The organism is Marinoscillum sp. 108 (genome assembly GCF_902506655.1).
GTDB classification, from domain to species: Bacteria; Bacteroidota; Bacteroidia; order Cytophagales; family Cyclobacteriaceae; genus Marinoscillum; species Marinoscillum luteum.
Map to the genome: position 1 here is coordinate 184,626 of NZ_LR734815.1, position 18,657 is coordinate 203,282.

General features: G+C 46.3%; 14 protein-coding genes. 4 read left to right on the top strand and 10 right to left on the bottom strand.

Annotated elements, in window-relative coordinates:
• Position 1: 1 nt before the first annotated feature.
• From GV030_RS17180 to GV030_RS17195, 4 genes are read right to left on the bottom strand one after another with little or no spacing between them, the layout of a single operon-like run.
• A complete protein-coding gene (locus tag GV030_RS17180) occupies positions 2-3,649 on the bottom strand; it encodes a family 16 glycoside hydrolase (protein ID WP_159584592.1) in 3,648 nt (1,215 codons plus the stop codon).
• 19 nt (positions 3,650-3,668) lie between these two features.
• Positions 3,669-4,724 (bottom strand): sugar phosphate isomerase/epimerase, encoded by a 1,056-nt coding sequence (locus tag GV030_RS17185; RefSeq protein WP_159584593.1) that lies wholly within the window; start codon positions 4,722-4,724, stop codon positions 3,669-3,671.
• A gap of 50 nt (positions 4,725-4,774) precedes the next feature.
• On the bottom strand, positions 4,775-5,935 hold the full coding sequence (locus tag GV030_RS17190; protein ID WP_255465519.1) for a Gfo/Idh/MocA family protein: 1,161 nt from the start codon (positions 5,933-5,935) through the stop codon (positions 4,775-4,777).
• 8 nt (positions 5,936-5,943) lie between these two features.
• On the bottom strand, positions 5,944-7,083 hold the full coding sequence (locus GV030_RS17195) for a Gfo/Idh/MocA family protein (RefSeq protein WP_159584594.1): 1,140 nt from the start codon (positions 7,081-7,083) through the stop codon (positions 5,944-5,946).
• A 209-nt stretch (positions 7,084-7,292) separates the two neighbouring features.
• On the opposite strand from GV030_RS17195, the gene GV030_RS17200 reads away from it, so the two are divergent.
• Positions 7,293-8,507, top strand: a complete 1,215-nt coding sequence (locus GV030_RS17200; protein ID WP_159584595.1) for a sugar MFS transporter — start codon at positions 7,293-7,295, stop codon at positions 8,505-8,507.
• A gap of 77 nt (positions 8,508-8,584) precedes the next feature.
• Here the strand turns inward: GV030_RS17200 and GV030_RS17205 are convergent, their stop codons facing one another.
• The 6 genes from GV030_RS17205 to tilS all read right to left on the bottom strand — a co-directional run bounded on the left by GV030_RS17205 (position 8,585) and on the right by tilS (position 15,662).
• Positions 8,585-9,808 (bottom strand): nucleoside permease, encoded by a 1,224-nt coding sequence (locus tag GV030_RS17205; protein WP_159584596.1) that lies wholly within the window; start codon positions 9,806-9,808, stop codon positions 8,585-8,587.
• Positions 9,809-9,908: 100 nt separating this feature from the next.
• Positions 9,909-10,397: a cupin domain-containing protein gene (locus tag GV030_RS17210; protein WP_221413404.1), complete on the bottom strand. Its 489-nt coding sequence runs from the start codon at positions 10,395-10,397 to the stop codon at positions 9,909-9,911.
• 5 nt (positions 10,398-10,402) lie between these two features.
• Entirely contained in the window at positions 10,403-12,505 is a 2,103-nt protein-coding gene (gene ppk1, locus GV030_RS17215; protein ID WP_159584598.1) for a polyphosphate kinase 1, read from the bottom strand.
• 315 nt (positions 12,506-12,820) lie between these two features.
• Entirely contained in the window at positions 12,821-13,741 is a 921-nt protein-coding gene (gene mdh / locus GV030_RS17220; protein WP_159584599.1) for a malate dehydrogenase, read from the bottom strand.
• A gap of 78 nt (positions 13,742-13,819) precedes the next feature.
• Positions 13,820-14,347: a Crp/Fnr family transcriptional regulator gene (locus tag GV030_RS17225; protein ID WP_159584600.1), complete on the bottom strand. Its 528-nt coding sequence runs from the start codon at positions 14,345-14,347 to the stop codon at positions 13,820-13,822.
• Positions 14,340-15,662 (bottom strand): tRNA lysidine(34) synthetase TilS, encoded by a 1,323-nt coding sequence (gene tilS / locus GV030_RS17230; RefSeq protein WP_159584601.1) that lies wholly within the window; start codon positions 15,660-15,662, stop codon positions 14,340-14,342. The genes GV030_RS17225 and tilS overlap by 8 nt, the downstream gene beginning before the upstream one ends.
• Before the next feature lie 48 nt (positions 15,663-15,710).
• On the opposite strand from tilS, the gene GV030_RS17235 reads away from it, so the two are divergent.
• Genes GV030_RS17235 through GV030_RS17245 form a run of 3 tightly spaced genes read left to right on the top strand, consistent with a single transcriptional unit; the run spans position 15,711 to position 18,648 of the window.
• A complete protein-coding gene (locus tag GV030_RS17235) occupies positions 15,711-17,471 on the top strand; it encodes an OstA-like protein (protein WP_159584602.1) in 1,761 nt (586 codons plus the stop codon).
• A 39-nt stretch (positions 17,472-17,510) separates the two neighbouring features.
• Entirely contained in the window at positions 17,511-18,332 is an 822-nt protein-coding gene (locus GV030_RS17240; protein WP_159584603.1) for an outer membrane protein assembly factor BamD, read from the top strand.
• A gap of 4 nt (positions 18,333-18,336) precedes the next feature.
• Positions 18,337-18,648 (top strand): DNA-directed RNA polymerase subunit omega, encoded by a 312-nt coding sequence (locus GV030_RS17245; protein ID WP_159584604.1) that lies wholly within the window; start codon positions 18,337-18,339, stop codon positions 18,646-18,648.
• Positions 18,649-18,657: the final 9 nt, after the last annotated feature.

Below are 18,657 nucleotides of genomic sequence, written 5' to 3' on the forward strand. Positions count from 1 at the left end.
TTTACAATTCTCTAATTTTTATATTTCTGAACCACACTTTGTCCCCGTGATCCTGTAAGGAAATATGACCCTCTTTGCCTGTACCAAAGGCTTCCATTTCTGAAAACTTGCTTCCCGCCACCAGAGCATCCCACTCTGGGGTCCAGAAATCAAACTCAACCACTTTGTATCCATTGAGCCAATGCTCGACGTGTCCATTGTTGACTTTTATCCGAGTTCTATTCCACTCCCCTGTAGGGTTCACCGTCACAAATTTAGTTTTGATCATGTCATATAAATCACCGCTACGATGTTTTTCAATCTGCCCATCTGGATGCTTGAGGTTGTCCAAAAGCTGATATTCTGGTCCGGTATGCCACACATAGTCGTACTGATCATCCTCTACCACATTGTAGATGATTCCACTGTTGCCTCCATCAGACATTTTCCAATCAATCTGGAATTCGTAATTCTTGTACGGTTTATCGGTGATTATGATATCTCCTCCATCTTCTGCCTGCCAGCCAGCACCTGATCCCTTTCCGCTAAAATGCAGGGTCCCATTTACAGCCTGCCACTTTTTGCCCAGTGTCTCAACTTTATAATTGCGAAGGCCCTGGGTGGTTTTTCCATCAAACAGCAGTTTCCATCCCTGTGCCTTTTCAGCTTCAGATAACACATTGTGAGTCACTTTGTAGTCATTGGTAAACCCGGGAAGTCCCTCAGGAATATTGGTAAGTGTATACCAGGCCTCAGTAGTCCACAGCTCATGATCCAGTTCACTGACAAATGGACGTTTGATCCTAAAATACACCACATGTTTTTCCTGCAATCCCTCCAACTCGAAGAACACCTTCTTACGATCAGTCGACAAATAGAAATTCTTAGGCTTCATCTCTGTCACATCCAGCTTTGGCCCACCATATTCGGCTGTTGGTTTGAAATAAAACTGCTCAATGAGGAAGTCTTCCACACTAATATTCTGCCCCACCTTGATGGGCTCCGTAAACTCAATTTCGAACCCATTGGATCGGGCGCTTACTTTGAGCATTTCAAATGCAGAATTCCCATTGTAAACCAATCGCTGCAAGCCATAATTCAGCTTGCCTGTCTGCCCCCAGTTGCCGGAAACTCCAATGCCACCAGCAATAAGAGAGCCATCAGGTGCCCATGCCAGACGATTCACGCCGGCTTCTATACCTTGAGAGAACCTGAAAACAGCGCCCTGATAAATGCCATCCACTTTCTCTACTGCCACGCGCTTGATGCCTCCGTGAGTCACCTCACAGTGGATCATTTGCCCGGTGTAGGGTCCTTTGTCTATGGCCAATGGGGTGCTCGGTGAGTTTCCGATTTCATCCTGTGGCAGCCAGACTACCGGCTCATCCTGCACCCAGCCTTCTGTCCCCTCAGGGTCAACCGATCTGGAGCCATACCATGCACCTTCTCTTACATGATTGATCTTAGAAGCTGGCAACCAGTCGCCCTGATTGTCTGCAACGAAAATTTCACCATCTACACCTATCCCAATGCCATTGGGGGTTCTCAGTCCTGAGGCTATGAACTCTACCGCGCCCGTCTCCTTAGCTATTTTAATGATCTTACCACGGTCTTTGGGCTGTGGCTGCGCAGATGCACCACCTGGAAGAATATCTGTAGCCAACGCACCGTAGAAGTAACCATCTTTATACACCAGGCCAAAGGAGAACTCATGAAAGTTGGCCGAAACTGTCCAGTCATCGGCGATTGTCTGATATTCATCAATCAAACCATCCTTATCATTGTCAATCAGTTTGGTCAGCTCCTGTTTTTGAAGCACATAAATCTCTCCATCTACTACTTTGATACCCAAAGGCTCTGCCAGTCCGGTAGCAATGCGCTGGACCGTAATCTCTTCAGGATTGGTTGATCTGAAATTTTTCACCAGGTAAACAGGTCCCAGAGAGTCCCATGTGCACACGAGCATTTCATCCTCCGAAAGGAAGTCTATGCCCCCTACTCTTGGTCGGAAATCATCAGGTCGTGCCTGGAAAATATCGAATGCCGGATGTACACCAGCGAGCCAGCGACCATCGCCAGGAATGGACTTCACCAAAACCTCATCGCTGATGTATTCTTTGGTCTCCAGATAATCCGAAGGTGACACAAAAAGCATGGACTGAGGAATTACCTCAAATTTGCCGACATCCTTATTAAACCACTGAAAGGAGACAGCTCCACCGCCACCGGCCTGAAAGTACTGTATTTCGAAAGGATGATCCCCTGCCGTAAGGTACACCTCACCATCTTTGGGTGTGGGGCCATGGAATCCGCCATGGTCAATGGCAATCTTATTATCTACAAAGAGTCGAGACCCATCATCTGACACCAATCTCAGGCTATAACTTGCCGTCTTTTCTATTCTCAAATTTCCTTTAAACAAAACAGCGATGCGCTGGGTACGCTCACCAAAATCACTCTCGTCCCGAACATGAACCTGAGGAACAATAGCACCTCCTATCGGCAAAGCCTCCTTTTTCAGTGTATTGAAATTGGGCTGATCTCCGCTGTAGAGGTAAAGGTATGCTGCTACCCCCGGTGACTCACTGGAGATATTGACCTCATCCTGAAACTTCACTGGGACGGTTTTCTCACCTAAATGCCAGGCCCCTCCGTCCGAATCTTCGTCATTGTCGTCCAGTGATAAAATGTACCGGATCATCTCTGCGGCATCCTCCTCAGACAATCCTGCATGAGGGGTCATCATCGCTTCACCCCATACACCGCTGCCGCCTTTGATCACCTTGCCGGAAAGCATCTTCACAGACTCCTCTCCATCGCTGTATTTTCTAGCTACGGAGATGTAAGCGGGACCTACTGTCTTTACTTGCTCGTTGTGGCACGACTTACAGTCACTTCGCTCAATCAATTGGGCACCTGCCCCTACACCCGATGCCTCTTCAGACTCTTCTGTTACCACGGGCAGCCCTTTATCAAAACCTTCGTGATAAAAAGCCCTCAATTCTGTGGGCTCACCCTGCGACAAGGTCAATACCCCAACCACTGAAACAACATTTCCCTCAGGGTACTCCTGATTGCTTTTGGAAATTACCTCAAAGCTACCATTGGTATTAAAATCCCGCTCGCTCACCAGAGAAGAAATGGTGGTATTAAGTACCACCTGATAGTCTCCGGCATTCGAAACTTTAAACTTTCTGGACAATCCACTTTGGGAACCACGTCTAATGGCTTCTGGTGTTTCCTCAACGGTGATTTTATTGTCATCAGTACTGAGCTCGTAGGTGAATACCACCTGACCATCCACAAAGCGATGGCCCTTATATTGAACTTTTGGAGTCAGAATTTCATCACCTTTCTTCAACACCCACTCTACATCCTCCTTTTCGTCTGTATAATAGGCGTACCCCTTGGAGGTAGGCTGAGGGCCATGAACAGTGGTGTAAACCGCTCCGTCAAAATTTACCCCACCCTTCCAGGCTTTATAAAGACTGGCGGTACGGGCATCATAGGCCACCCATACGTCCTCACTAAGCGCGGCGGTTACCATTCTTGGTTTTAAATCCAATACAGAACGAAAAACCCAGGCTTCCCTAGGTCGCTCTATTTCTTTGCGCTCCTGACAAGCACTCATGGCGCCTATCAGCAAGCTGAAATAAATTAACTTCTTCATGCTTTATACTTCTCTTACCTTACTTAATACCTAATATCTTTCTGTTGGCCACGTCGTCTGGCTTGGCTCCTGCAAAATCATCAAAAGCCTTTTCTGTCACTTCAATGATATGATTCTGAATGAATGGCGCCCCTTCCTCAGCACCCTGCTGTGGAGACTTGATACAGCACTCCCACTCCAGCACTGCCCAACCATCATAGCCATACTGGCTGAGTTTAGAAAAAATACCGCTAAAATCTACCTGCCCATCCCCTAATGATCTGAATCTGCCCGGACGGTCTACCCATCCCTGAAAGCCACCATATACTCCCGACTTACCGGTAGGGTTGAACTCTGCATCCTTCACATGGAACATGCGAATGTTTTCATGATAGAAATCTATGAACTGTAGGTAGTCGAGCTGCTGCAGGACGAAGTGCGATGGATCATACAAAATCTTGGCGGAGCTATGCTTGCCTGTGGCCTCCCAAAAACGCTCGTAGGTGATGCCATCATGCAGGTCCTCACCGGGATGCAACTCATAGCAAATTTCTACTCCATTGTCCTTGGCATGATCAAGTATGGGTAACCAGCGCTTGGCCAGCTCCTCAAAACCCATCTCCACCAAGCCAGCGGGACGCTGCGGCCATGGGTATACCGTGTGCCATAGCAAAGCACCCGAGAAGCTTGCCATTACATCAATACCCAGGTTTTTGCTGGCGGTGGCTGCACTCTTCACCTGATCGATGGCCCATTCGGTACGTGCTTTGGGGTTTCCCTTGACCGAATCAGGAGCGAATGTATCAAACATGATATCGTAAGCCGGGTGTACCGCCACCAGCTGGCCCTGAAGGTGTGTAGCCAGTTCGGTGATTTCCAAACCGGCTTCATTCACAATCCCTTTGATTTCATCGGCGTAGGTCTTGCTCTCCGCTGCCTTTTTTATATCGATCAGCCGGCCATCCCACGCCGGGATCTGAACCCCTTGATAACCTAACCCCTTGGCCCATTTGCAAATACTTTTGAGGTTATTGAATGGTTCTTTATCATCAGCAAATTGTGCTAAAAATATGGCTGGTCCTTTAATGGTTTTCATGTCTTTGTGTTTATTAAACTACGATTCTAAAATTGATTGCGGGGCTGCTCTCAGACTTTCGTCCAAACGTTTCCGTTTTTAGTGGAGGCCACTACAGCTTTTACCAAAGCCATTCCCTGCACCCCTTCCTTTATTCCGGGAAAATCCAATACTGTATCCGCGGGTTTGCCTTCGGCATAATTCCTCAACGCCTCCGCAAAGTTGCGATAGATATTGGCGAATGCCTCGATGTATCCTTCCGGGTGACCGGACGGTGTCCGCGTGTGCTGCATGGCTTCTTCATACAAATAACCGCCCCGGTCTCCACCCGTACGGTAGATTTTATCCGGGTTTCCATGGTCCTTGACAATGAGGGTATTAAGGTCCTTCTGGCTCCATTCAAGGCCACCCTTGTCACCATAGATTCTGATTTTCAGATCATTCTCCTCTCCAGAGGCTACCTGTGAAGCTGAGAGGACGCCATTCGCTCCATTTTCAAAGTGCAGCAATACATTGGCATCATCATCCAGGATACGCCCCGGAACAGTGGCGCGTATTTCTGAGAGCACTTCAGTAATTTCCAATCCGGAAATGTACTCCGCAAGGTTGGCCGCATGCGTGCCAATGTCTCCAAAGCAATTGCTAATACCTGCACGTGCAGGGTCAGCCCTCCAGGAGGCCTGCTTTTGGTCAGTATCCTCCACTTTGGTGCTGAGCCAGCCCTGTGGATACTCCACCATCACTTTACGTACCTTTCCTATATCTCCTTTACGAACCATCGCCATGGCTTGCTTCACCATCGGATAACCCGTATAGGTGTAGGTCACAGCAAAAGGGAGTTTTGTCTCCAGTACCTTGGCTTGCAGGGCTTTGGCTTCTTCTAAAGTAAAAGCCAGAGGTTTGTCAATAATCACCGGAAAGCCATTTTCCAGGGCCATCATTGCCGGAGCAAAGTGCATCACATTGGGAGTCACAATGGAAACAAAATCCATTCGGTCTCCCTCGGGAAGTGCTTTCTCTTTTGTGATCATCTCTTCAAAAGATGCGTAGACCCGGTTTTCAGGTAGGAAAAGTGCCTGACCTGACGCTGCGGAGCGCTTTGCATCTGAGCTAAAAGCCCCACAGACTAATTCGATTTGCCCGTCGAGGTTGGCGGCCATGCGGTGTACAGCCCCTATGAAAGCACCAATGCCCCCGCCTACCATTCCCATTCGGAGTTTTCTATGTCTCATTGGTTTATTTATTTGATCTCTATCCATGCCTGCCCCTGCTTGTTGGACTCCAGCACCGCCTCGATAAACTTCATTCCTCTCACACCATCCTTCACACCAGGAAAAGCGCCTTCCCGGACTTTTTCTCCTCTGATGGCGAGTGCCGTGCCTTTGTAAATATTACCCATGGCATCAAAAAGCCCCTCAGGGTGACCTGGAGCTATCTTGGTGCTTTCCTGTGCAAATTCAGAGTTGTAGGGATTCCCGGGTTTGAAAATCTGAGCTGGTTTTCCCTCCTGCATATAGGTCAGGTAGGTAGGGTTTTCCTGCTCCCACTTCAAACCTCCCTTATCCCCATACACCATGATGGAGATGTTATTTTCTTCTCCTGTGGCAATCTGACTTGCACAAATTACCCCTTTGACTCCATCCTTTGTGCGGATGAGGGCGGTTCCATCTACGTCCAATGGGTTGTCTGGATATAAGGTATCAATATCGGCAAGCACCTTTTCTACCTCCAAACCGGTGGTGTACTCTATCAGATTAAAGGCATGAACACCAATGTCTCCGAAGCAGCAACTCTGACCTGATTTCTTAGGATCCAGTCGCCAAACCTGAGCCCGCTTATCCTTGTCATGAATGAACGGGTTGATCCAGCCCTGATAGTATTGCGCATCTACTTTCTGAATTTTGCCAATGGCCCCGGCGGCAATCATAGCCTTCATCTGCCGCACCATAGGATATCCGGTATAAGTGTGTGTGAGGCAGAAAACTACCTTCTTTCTCTCCACCAACTGCTCCAACTCCACAGCCTCTGCGGCTGTGATGGTGATGGGCTTTTCGCAAATCACATTAAATCCTGCATCTACCAACTTCATCGCCATGGAGTGATGCAGAAAGTTGGGGGTAAGGATAGATACTACCTCAATGCGTTCGTCCGCAGGCAAAGCCAATTCTTTTTCTATAAAAACCTCCAGACTTTCGTAGGCCCTTGAAGTATCCAATTCCAGCTTTTCAGCAAAAGCAATCCCACTTGCATGATCAATATCGAAAACACCTCCAACGAGCTGGTATTGCTCGCCCATATAAGCGGCAATTCTGTGGACGATTCCGATAAATGAATTGGGGCCTCCGCCAATTAAACCGAGTTTGATTTTTCCTTTGTTCATGCTGATTTATTAGTCTGAATTGATCTGATTAGAAATAAAATTCTCTGAAACATCGAATTTGGATGGAAATCTATCAAGTTTGACCACCAAATTCAATTTTTTATTACCTGCAAACGATTGCAATAAGTGTTAATCTTACAACTTTTCTAATTTGCTTTGAATTTGATGCTTCGATTTACTTACTTGATCATTTTAACCTAAACTAACAGATGGAAAATCAATTGAATCGCAACCGACTGTTTATAGCCAGTTGTTTTGCTCTACTCACCACCGCATTTGCGTTTGGTATCCGGGCTGGTATCATGAACGATCTGGTCACTGACATGAGTCTTTCAGACCAGCAACTGGGCTGGATCAACTTCATGGGTATTTTTGGCTTCCCAATTGCCACATTGGTTGGCGGACCTCTATACAACTCCCTGGGGCCCAAAAAAATAGGAAATATTGCCTTTTTATGTCACTTCATTGGCATCACGTTTTCCATTCTTTCTAATAGCTTTTACACGCTCTTCTTTTCTACTTTCTTCATCAGTTTTGCCAATGGAATGGTAGAAGCAGCTTATAATCCGCTGATTGCATCTATGTACACGTCCAACAGGGCCACCATGCTGAACAGGTTTCATGTTTGGTTTCCCGGTGGTATAGCCATTGGCTCTCTGATTGCTTTAAGCCTTGGGCTCTTAGGTGGTAGCTGGCAGATCAAAATTGCCGTGATGTACGTGCCCGCATTTACTTACTTTCTTTTGTTTAGAGGTCAGGCATTTCCTGAGGCACCGAAAGAAACCACCATGTCTACTGCAGAGAACCTGAAAGCGATCATGTCATCGCCCATTTACTGGCTGATGCTCGTCTGTATGGCACTAACCGCTACTACTGAGCTGGGTACCCAGTCGTGGGTAGAAAGAATCCTGGCCAACTCCGGCGCACAGCCGTTGCTGGTACTGGCGCTCGTTACTGTATTAATGGCCGTAGGTAGAATGTTTGCCGGGCCGCTGATTCACAGACTCAATATTACCGGTGTGCTACTTGGCTCAGCCATCATTTCCGCTCTGGCCATCTTTATGATGAGCATGGCTACAGGACCCATGGTGTATGTGGCTGCGGTACTTTTTGCCATTGGTGTATGCTACTTCTGGCCAAATATGATCTCCTTCGTGGCGGATTACTTGCCTAAAACCGGAGCACTTGGTATGTCACTTATTGGAGGAGTAGGAATGCTTGGTCTTTCTATATTCCAGCCCATCATTGGGGGATGGATAGAAGGACACAGAGCTGTAAAGTCCGCTGAGGGATTAACAGGCGAAGCGCTGGAATTGGCAGCCGGACAGGCCACCCTGGCAAACATTGCGATCATTCCCACCCTGCTGATCGGTGTGTTCTTATTCCTTTTTCTCTATGTGAGAAAGAACAAAACACACGCCTAGAACATCATATACATTCAAAAAAGGGGCTCCGAAATTGCATTTCGGAGCCCCTTTTTATTTACCTAGCACACAAGAGGCTATTTCTCGTATTTGATGTCTTCGCTCCTAAAAGTCAACATGAAAGCAAAGAAGACCAACAAAGCAAAACCAGCCGGTACCACCCAGATACCCCGCCAATCATGGCCAGCTTCCAGGACATAAAAATCGGTGATCTGACCAGCTACCCAAAAGCCCACAAGCATCCCTACTCCGTAAGTCGCCAGGGTGATCATACCCTGAGCCGAGCTCTTGAACTTATCACCCGCTTTGGAATCCGTATAGATCTGACCAGACACAAAGAAAAAATCATAGCAAATGCCGTGCAGAGCAATCCCCAAGAGCAGCATCACCACCAGTTCTTCATTATTGCCAAAAGCAAACATCAGGTAGCGCAGCACCCAGGCCAACATACCAAAAAGCAGGGTTTTCTTAATGCCATATCGGCTCAGGAATATTGGAAGCAAGAGCATAAAGCCCACTTCAGAAACCTGACCGATGGTCATCTTGCCCGTGGGGTTGGCCACTCCCATTTCAGAAAGAAACGGATTGGCATTTTGATAGTAAAAAGCCAAAGGGATGCAGATCAGTACGGAGGAGAAAAAGAACACAGCGAAATTTCTATCCTTCAAAAGCCTGAGGGCATCCAACCCTAAAATGTCTTTGAGGAGCAACTTCTCCCCTTTGGCAATACCTGGAGGAGTGGCTGGAAGTGTAAAACTAAACAACCCTAATATCAGCGAAGATACGGCACTCATGATGAAGGTGTTTTTCAACAACCCTGAGGAGATGGCCCCAGGGGCATCCCATGAAAACAAATAACTGATGACCAGCCCAGCGGCGATCCAGCCAATGGTGCCCCATACCCGGATTTTGGAGAACTCCTCCGAAGGATTTTCCATCTGCCTGAAGGCAATCGAATTGACCAGGGCCAGCGTGGGCATATAAGTGATCATATAGGCCAGTACATAGGGATAAAATGCCGTGAAATCAGCAGACACGTACATCTGGTACATGAGGAGCGCTCCGAGAATGTGCAGTATGCCTAAAATACGTTCTGCATTGAAATACCTATCGGCAATGAGTCCTATGACAAAAGGAGCGATAATGGCTCCCCAAGACTGGGTGGAAAAGGCCATACCAATCTGGCTACCGGTGGCACCAAGATTATTGCCCAAAAAAGTTCCTAGTGTAACAAACCAGCTTCCCCAGACAAAGAACTGAAGAAACATCATGGCACTTAATCGAATTTTTATTTGATTCATGGGGTTTTGTTGACTTAGAGAAATAATTAAGTCAACAAAATACTGGAAATAGCGCTGACAACAAACCTACCGGAGGTTGATTTTTAATCTTATTTCAGTCCTATTCTCCTAATGTAAATTCTCGAATCAACGCTTTCTGACCAGGATAAGATTCTTCTAGTTCTGAAGCAGTGAGCATTCTGAAGTCCTTGAAGTCAAACCCCGGGTTGACCATGCACCCCATCAGCACATAACTATCGGGAGCAGACACTTCACTGGCAAAAATGGACCGGGCCGGAAGGAGCAACTGTGGCAGGTCACCCGCTTCAAGGTTGAGGCCAAGAAGGTGCTCAGAATATTCTCCATGGTTTAGTACGTGCACCCTGGCACCACTCCCTGCATGAAAATACCATAGCTCATCGGAGCTCAGTTGGTGAAAATGAGACTTTTGAGAGCCTTCCAATAGAAAATAAATACTGGTGCTGAGGTTTCTGGTACCGCCACCGCCCATGATCTGAATGGTATTCGGGTTTCGATAGACCTCCTTGTAATAGCCCCCTTCTGGGTGCGGCTCCAGGCCGAGTTTGTCAATCCAATATTGTGCGTTCATTCGATTCAAAAGAGTTTGGCAGACATTACCACTTCACGCTTCACTTTGTAAAACTCCTTGTGGATATTGAACACTTTTCCGTTTTCAGGTGTAATGGGCACAAAAGAACCATCCTCTTTCATCTCATAGCCATTGATATTGTCTTTGAGGTTATAACACAGCAGGTTGATGGCTTGCTGCTTTAAGAGTTCGTCTTTGATTAAAAATAGTGACTCCAACCTACGCTCAAAAGAACGCACCATCATATCGGCACTACCGGAATACACCAACGGATCGCCCTGATTGTGGAAATAGAAAATTCTGCTGTGCTCCAGGTACTCACCCACAATGGACCGGACCGTGATGTTCTCACTCAGACCCGGACGTCCCGGACGGAGGCAACAAATGCCCCTTACAATCAAATGGATAGGCACCCCGGCACGGGAAGCCGCATACAGCGCCATAATGGTATCAATATCCTGCAGAGAGTTGATCTTGATGACAATACCGGATGGAAGTCCATTCTTGGCATTGTTTTCCTCCTGTTGAATGAGTTCGATCAGTCGGGAACGCATCTCCCGAGGTGCAGTAATGAGGTTATCGTATCGGTCAGGTACAGAGTGGCCTGTAATTACATTGAAGAACTCCTGCACGTCATTGGCATAGCCTTCATCGGAAGTCATCAACCCAATATCTGTGTACAGCCTGGCAGTGTCCTCATTGTAGTTACCACTAGACATGTGTACAAAGCGCTTCACTTTCTCCCCTTCCCTACGAACGATGAGCAGCAATTTGGTATGGGTCTTGAGCATACCTACCCCATAGATCACAAAGCAACCCGCTTTTTGAAGGCGCTGGGCCTCCTTCATGTTGTTTTCTTCATCAAACCGCGCCTTTACTTCAAAAAGTACCGACACGTGTTTGCCATTCTCCGCGGCATTCAGCAAAGCGGATACCACCCGGGAATTTTTCGCCAAGCGGTAGATGGTCAGCTTAATGGACAGCACATTGGGATCCTCTGCTGCCTGATCCAACAGATCCATCAATGGATCTATACTATTGTAGGGGTGATGAAGCAAAATATCCCGATCCTTCAGAATCTTGAACATATCCGGATGCTCATACTCAGACATGCTCAGTGGCGGCACAGGCTTGGGCATTTCAGGTCTGAAATCCCTAAAATCCTCGTGCTTCACAATCTGCCACAAACCCGTATAATCCATCAAAGCACCCTTGGGCACTTCTATGATGTTATCCTCATCAATTTCATATTTGGTACGAAGCTGCTTGATCAACCACTTGTCATACTCTCCTTCTACCTCCAGCTTCACCACCCGACCTGTCTTACGGGTTTTGAGTTTCTTTTTCATCTCCTCGATGAAATTGGCCTCCACATCCTCTGACTCTTCCAAGGTGAAATCCCCATTTCTAGTGACTCTGAACAAGGTAGAAGAAGTGATCTCCACATTCTTAAACACCTCGCTGATGTGCTGGCGCACCACTTCTTCTATGGGCACAAAGATCATCTTGTCCTTCCGCTCCATCTCATAGAACCTGGGCAGATTCTGAGGAATCTGGATGAAGGACATTTTACGTTTTTCCTTGGTATCCTGAGTCTTGGTGACCACTCCAAACACCAGGATGTTGTTCATCAAAATAGGAAAGGAATGGTACGAATCGTACACCATGGGTGTGAGCATGGGGAATACGATTTTCTCAAAATAGTTGGTCACACGCTCCTTTTCCCGCTTTTGCAAACTGCCATAACCGAGGATCTGAAAGCGATGATTGTTAAACTCAGGCCTTAGGTTGTTAATGAAATGATCATTTTGAACCCGGCTAAACTCTTGAAAATCATGGAGCAGCTTGCGCTTGAAAGGAACCGCCCGCAACCCCGAGTAGTCCACACGATCTTTGCCATAGTCCAGGTAATTGTACAAACTACCCACTCTGATCATGAAAAACTCATCCGCATTAGAGGCCGTGATGGCCACGAATTTGAGCTTATCAAAGAGGTTTCTCCCCTCCTTCATGGACTGAGCCAAAACGCGGTAATTGAAATGTAACCAGCTCAGGTCCCTACTGATGAGATCACTTTGCTGTATCAGATGATCGTATTTTTCTATCATTTAGATATGTCCTTCTCCATAGTGAAAGGCCTCAGGCCTTTAGATCCCCAAAATACAATAGTCTGTAAGGAAATCACAAATTAATTGACTCGTGAGCACAAGAATAGTTTTGAGAAAAAGACCTGAAGTAATGCCCAGGTCAACAACAGGAAACGTAAAATTACAACCCTCTGTTACGCACTTTTTTGCCAGATTCCCCACCTAACGGACCTTAAATCGTCCTAAAAACGAATGTGCCTCCTATCAACAAAAAAATCCCCGGATTTCATTCCGGGGATTTTCATATCAATGATCAACGTGCTTTTGTAAAAAGGCTTAGAGCAAGCCGTTAGTTTTTCTCACGGCATCAGCACTTTCAGTCAGCTTGGCTTTTTCTGTAGCATCCAGCTCTATTTCCACAATCTGCTCGATACCGTTTTTGCCGATGATGGCTGGGGCACCTATACAGATGTCGCTCAGACCATATTCGCCTTCTAGTAAGCAAGAGCAAGGGAACATTTTTTTGGTGTCGCAAGCAATCGCCTGCACCATGGCCGACACTGCCGCACCCGGTGCATACCAGGCTGAGGTACCTAATAATTTAGTCAGGGTAGCTCCACCCACTTTGGTCTCTTCGCTTACAGTTTCCAGCTTATCAGCACTTAGAAATGCTGAAACAGGCACACTGTTTCGGGTAGCCAGACGAGTCAAAGGAATCATGCCTGTGTCGCTGTGTCCACCGATCACCATACCATCTACATCAGAAGCCGGGCAATCCAAAGCCTCAGCCAGTCTGTATTTGAACCTGGCAGAATCAAGTGCGCCACCCATTCCGATAATTCTGTTCTTAGGAAGGCCTGTGGCCTTGTGCGCCAGATAAGTCATCGTGTCCATTGGGTTTGAAACCACAATAATGATCACATTAGGAGAATGCTTGATAAGGCTTTCTGCCACAAATTTCACGATTCCGGCATTGGTAGAGATGAGCTCTTCACGGGTCATTCCCGGCTTTCTAGGGATACCAGAGGTAATCACGGCCACATCACTATTCGCAGTTTTAGTGTAATCGTTGGTGGTACCGGTAATTTTGGTATCAAAACTATTCAGAGAAGCGGTTTGCATCAAATCCATGGCCTTGCCTTCCGCAAAGCCTTCTTTGATATCGATGAGGACTACCTCAGAAGCAAAATCTTTAATGGCAATATACTCTGCGCAACTTGCACCTACTGCGCCTGCACCTACAACGGTTACTTTCATGATTTATGGGATTTTATCTTTGAAACTTTTCTGTGCTCAAAACTACTATCCAAAGGGCGAATCGCAAAGCTTTGAGGATTAAAGCTTCATGTCTGAATACACGGTGCCCAGATCGAAAAATCCCAGAGAAGCTTTGTAGGTTTTGAAAAGGTTATTCATATACTCATTGTACATTTCAGCAAATGCAGACATAATCTTTGCCTTGACTTCCGTATGGTTGTTCATCACTTCCATCAGGTTGGCTTTGGGGATCACATAGATCTCACATTCATTGGTCAGCACGATGGCGGTGTAGATTCGCTTAGTACCTTTCAGTACTGCATTGTCACCAAAGAGCTTCCCGCTGCGAAGGGTCAGCAGCCGTTCAAAACCTTCTTTGATGTCCAGATTGAGTGACACAATCCCTCGCTTAACGATGTAGACCGCCTGACTGGGATCTCCTGTGAAAAAAACCACTTCATTTTCGTGGTATTTCCTCATGTACAGGTAAGGCAAAAAGTAGGCAAGTTCATCATCCGTGAGGGACTCGAAAAGCCGGTTTTTCCTCAAGAAATTGAACATGACAATGTCAGTATCCGAATACTTCCTTTTGAAAAACCTAAGCATGACGCAACACTTCTAGTTTCAACATTCGGGCGGTTTTGGAGGTGACTTTAAATCGGTTGTCTATTCTGTGACCTACTATCCAGGCGATTTGACCGTCTGATTCCAGTACAAGAACCTCTTTTTTCAATGTTACTGGAATTTTAGAATCAATCATAAAATCACTTACCTTTTTTTTGCCCGCCATGCCCAAAGGATAAAAAGCATCTCCCTGCTTCCAAAGACGTAGTTTCAAGGGAAAAGTAAGCTCATCAGGATCAAAAAAAGCTGTAGTGGTCGGATCATGTGGAGGAAGTTCATTTCCGCTGAAGTAGGTCAGGTGAATATTGAAAGTCCCGACACTGACGGTACCTTCATCTTTCGGCACCATCACTTCTCCCTCCACAGAAGTATCCACTCTCCGTGTGATGTACAACTGTCCTCTATCCAGGTTCATCTCGTAGCCACTGGAGTAAAAGATTTTTCCCGGCTGCCCACTCAATATCGCTCCTGACAAGTCGCGGGCATCCGCAAAGCCAAAACCATAGGGTTTAATCAATTCTGTAAGGATGACGAGTTGATCTGGATGGCCCCGATACCACTCCACATTGAGCAGCCAGCGACCCTCGGTTTCCACTGCCTTTTTGACCTCCACTGCTTGCTCCAGCAGCTGCGCAGTGCCTTGCAGGCGTAGCAGCGTATCCTGCAAAGTAGACTCCAGAGCCGGGTTGATCTTTTTCAATAGTGGCACCACTTCATTCCTGATGAGGTTCCGCTGATAGTCATTGTTCTGATTGGACACATCCTCACGCCATGAGATGGCCTCACTTCTGGCAAAAGCGTAAATCTCCTCTTTGGTAGCGAAAAGCAAAGGCCTGATTAACCCGGGACCCTCAATAGCAATACCGGTAAGCCCGTGGATTCCCGTGCCCTTTGTCAGGTTGAGCAACACAGTCTCCAGGTTATCATTGGCATTGTGGGCAGTAGCTACTTTGGTAAACCCCTGCTTATTACGCAGTTGATCAAAGAAGGAATAGCGCTCCTTCCGTGCCACCATCTGGATGGATTCCCTGGCATCATAAATAGCCGGATCAACCCGATGAAGAAAAAAGGGGACTTCATGCGCATGACACCAGTCTCGTACCAATGCCTCATCCTCCTCAGAGTCGTCTCCCCGCAAGCGATAATTGACATGAGCCACCCCTATGCTAAAGCCTGACTTTAGCATTAAATGAGCCAGCACCATAGAATCCACCCCTCCACTCACGGCGATCAGCACTTTATCTTCCTGAGCGATCAGGGCATTTTCTTTAATTAATGTTAAAAAGGACTGATACATAATTTCGCAACCCCAGCTATCGTTTAGAGTTATTAGCTTTGCACGCTCATGTTTAAGATACTGCAATATTATATATTCCTTGTCATCATTTTATGCCTCTCTACTGTGGCCCAGGCCCAAAAAGGTGAGCGCATCAAGTACAAAGCTGAGGAGTTGGAGTATGGAAAAAAGAAGGATGAAAGCTATCGGAAACTGACCGGAGATGTAGTATTCACCCAAAAGAGTACCACGGTCTACTGCGATACATCTTATTTCTACAAGAAACGAAACGTGATGGAGGCTACAGGGCATGTGAGAATAGTGGATGATTCCACCACTATCACCTCCAGGCAGCTGGTCTACGAGGGAGATGAGCGTATGGCAAAGCTCCGCCAAAATGTAGTCTATCTGCGTGGAGAACGCGAACTCTACACTGATTTTCTCGACTATGACCTGGAAGGGGAAATCGCTCACTACTTCAACAAAGGCAAGCTCATAGACACCACCAATGTGCTCACGAGTGAAATTGGCTACTATTTTGCTAAAGATGAGTTCGCACAATTTTACAAAAACGTGGTGCTCACTTCCCCGGACTTTGTACTTAAGACTGATACACTACGCTACAACACCCTCACCAAAGTGGCCTATACCTATGGGCCAACTCAGATCACCTCCGATGACGGAACAGTACTGCATGCCAAGGGAGGAGAATTCAGAACAGTGGTGGATGAATCAGATTTTGTAAAAGGAAGCATCGAAACCCGGGATTATTACCTGGAAGGAGATGAACTCTATTTTGACGATGGAGAGAAGTACTACAAGGCAGTATTCAATGTGAAAATGACTGCTAAGGATGAAGACGTGATCATCACCGGGGATGAAGGCTACTATGACCGCCGCAATGGGATCAGCAAAGTATATGGTCGACCGCTCATGAAAAGAATACTCGAGGCAGACACCCTCTATCTGGCTGCAGACACCCTGGTAGCTATAGAAAGCAAGTACGATTCTGCCAAGAGAATATTGGCCTATAAGAATGTAAAAATCTACAAGGAGGGCCTGCAGGGCATCGCCGATTCCATGGCCTACTTCAATGAAGATTCAGTGATCTTTTTCTACGGAGACCCTGTCATGTGGAACAATCAGAATCAGATCACCGCTGACACCATCAATCTGGAAATATCCGAAGATGAAATGAAACGGATGAATCTCCGCTCCGATGCATTTTTGGTGTCCGAAGACTCGATAGAAAACTATAACCAAATCAAAGGTCGGAACATGATTGCCCATTTCGTGGACAATCAGATAGACCGAATCAACGTGAATGGCAATGGGGAAATCCTCTATTTCGCACTCGAAGAGGGTGACTCAGTGCTCATGGGTATGAATAAAATCTTTTGCGCCTCCATGCAGATCCGATTCAAGGAACAAAAACTCTCAAGCTTTTCGGTTTACACTAACCCTGAAGCGCAGTTTATTCCTCCGCATGAACTTACCGAAGAGATGCAGTACCTCGCCAATTTTGCCTGGCGCGAAACAGAACGCCCCACCCTTTTTGAGATTGCGCCATACCTCAATCCGGACTATGAATTTATTCCAGTAGAAGTGAACCCTGATGACATTGGGGGTATCCAATCAGAATCTCAACATAAGTCGTACACCCCCACTCAAAATACTAAACCAAAGAATACCCCCGTTAGGTCTTTGAATCCAACCAGTAGCTCTAGTGTGAATACACCTACATCCGCCGAACCCAATACCGTTAAAAAAAGCATTAACAAAACAAATAAAAATCTAAAAGCAGTAGATGACGATGGCTCTTTTCAATAGACCATCTAAATCCATTAAGTTTGCGTCCAATTTGAGAAAATGAGGAGACTATCAGGGAACATATTATTGATTTTACTATTGGTGGCAAGTGTCGCTTGCACCAAATTCAGGAAAATACAGAAGAGTGGTGACTGGAAAGTGAAGTATGCCGCGGCGCTAGATTATTACGAAAACAAAGACTACTTCAGGTCCAACACGTTGCTGGAGGAGATTCTCCCTATTATTCGTGGTACCGAGGAAGCAGAATATGCCAACTTTATCTACGGATACACCTTCTACTATCAGAAACAGTTTATTCTGAGTGCTCATTACTTCAAGCTATTTACTGAGATCTATGCCCGGAGTGAATATGTAGAGGAAGCCGCCTACATGGCCGCCAATTCCCTGTACATGCAGTCTCCACAGGCAAGCCTGGACCAGACCAGTACATATGAGGCACTCACATCACTTCAGAATTTTTTGAATAAATACCCCTACTCTGAATATGCAGACGAGGCAGATCAGCACATCAATACCCTACAGGTAAAGCTGGAGAAAAAGGCCTACGAAAACGCGAAACTTTATCATCAGCTAAGGCGTTACAAAGCAGCATTGATTGCTTTTGATAACTTTCAGTATGACTATCCAGATTCAAAATACAATGAAGAACTTGCCTTTTTGGGGATTGAAACCGCACACGAACTAGCAGGTGTGAGTATCAAGTCCAAGCAGGAAGAGCGATACAAAAAAGTGGTGGAGTTATATCAGAAATTTATCGACAAATTTCCCAACAGTAAATTCCTCAAAGAAGCAGAGGAATATTATGGGGATAGCATTGAACAATTGACTATCTTTGCCGATCAAAATAATCAGAATCCTTAAGAAAATGGCTACAAACGCATCTATAATCACAAGAGATAACGAGAAAATAGCTGAGCCTACGGGCAATATTTACGAATCTATTGCCGTGATAGGTAAGCGGGCAAGACAAATCTCTGCCCAGCAGAAAGAAGAACTCAACTCAAAATTGGCTGAGTTTGCCTCTTCAGTGGACAATCTGGAAGAAATCTTTGAGAACCGAGAGCAGATAGAAATCTCCAAATTCTACGAGCGTATGCCTAAGCCTACTTCAGTGGCTGTAGAAGAATTTATGGAAGGAAAGATCTCTTACAGAAGTATTGATCCAGAAGAAGCTTAATTTACCAGC

What these genes read in the sequence shown, in the direction of transcription:
- GV030_RS17180 (WP_159584592.1), bottom strand. Translation starts at nt 3,649, where the DNA reads ATGAAGAAGTTAATTTATTTCAGCTTGCTGATAGGCGCCATGAGTGCT.
- GV030_RS17185 (WP_159584593.1), bottom strand. Translation starts at nt 4,724, where the DNA reads ATGAAAACCATTAAAGGACCAGCCATATTTTTAGCACAATTTGCTGAT.
- GV030_RS17190 (WP_255465519.1), bottom strand. Translation starts at nt 5,935, where the DNA reads ATGAGACATAGAAAACTCCGAATGGGAATGGTAGGCGGGGGCATTGGT.
- GV030_RS17195 (WP_159584594.1), bottom strand. Translation starts at nt 7,083, where the DNA reads ATGAACAAAGGAAAAATCAAACTCGGTTTAATTGGCGGAGGCCCCAAT.
- GV030_RS17200 (WP_159584595.1), top strand. Translation starts at nt 7,293, where the DNA reads ATGGAAAATCAATTGAATCGCAACCGACTGTTTATAGCCAGTTGTTTT.
- GV030_RS17205 (WP_159584596.1), bottom strand. Translation starts at nt 9,808, where the DNA reads ATGAATCAAATAAAAATTCGATTAAGTGCCATGATGTTTCTTCAGTTC.
- GV030_RS17210 (WP_221413404.1), bottom strand. Translation starts at nt 10,397, where the DNA reads ATGAACGCACAATATTGGATTGACAAACTCGGCCTGGAGCCGCACCCA.
- ppk1 (WP_159584598.1), bottom strand. Translation starts at nt 12,505, where the DNA reads ATGATAGAAAAATACGATCATCTGATACAGCAAAGTGATCTCATCAGT.
- mdh (WP_159584599.1), bottom strand. Translation starts at nt 13,741, where the DNA reads ATGAAAGTAACCGTTGTAGGTGCAGGCGCAGTAGGTGCAAGTTGCGCA.
- GV030_RS17225 (WP_159584600.1), bottom strand. Translation starts at nt 14,347, where the DNA reads ATGCTTAGGTTTTTCAAAAGGAAGTATTCGGATACTGACATTGTCATG.
- tilS (WP_159584601.1), bottom strand. Translation starts at nt 15,662, where the DNA reads ATGTATCAGTCCTTTTTAACATTAATTAAAGAAAATGCCCTGATCGCT.
- GV030_RS17235 (WP_159584602.1), top strand. Translation starts at nt 15,711, where the DNA reads ATGTTTAAGATACTGCAATATTATATATTCCTTGTCATCATTTTATGC.
- GV030_RS17240 (WP_159584603.1), top strand. Translation starts at nt 17,511, where the DNA reads ATGAGGAGACTATCAGGGAACATATTATTGATTTTACTATTGGTGGCA.
- GV030_RS17245 (WP_159584604.1), top strand. Translation starts at nt 18,337, where the DNA reads ATGGCTACAAACGCATCTATAATCACAAGAGATAACGAGAAAATAGCT.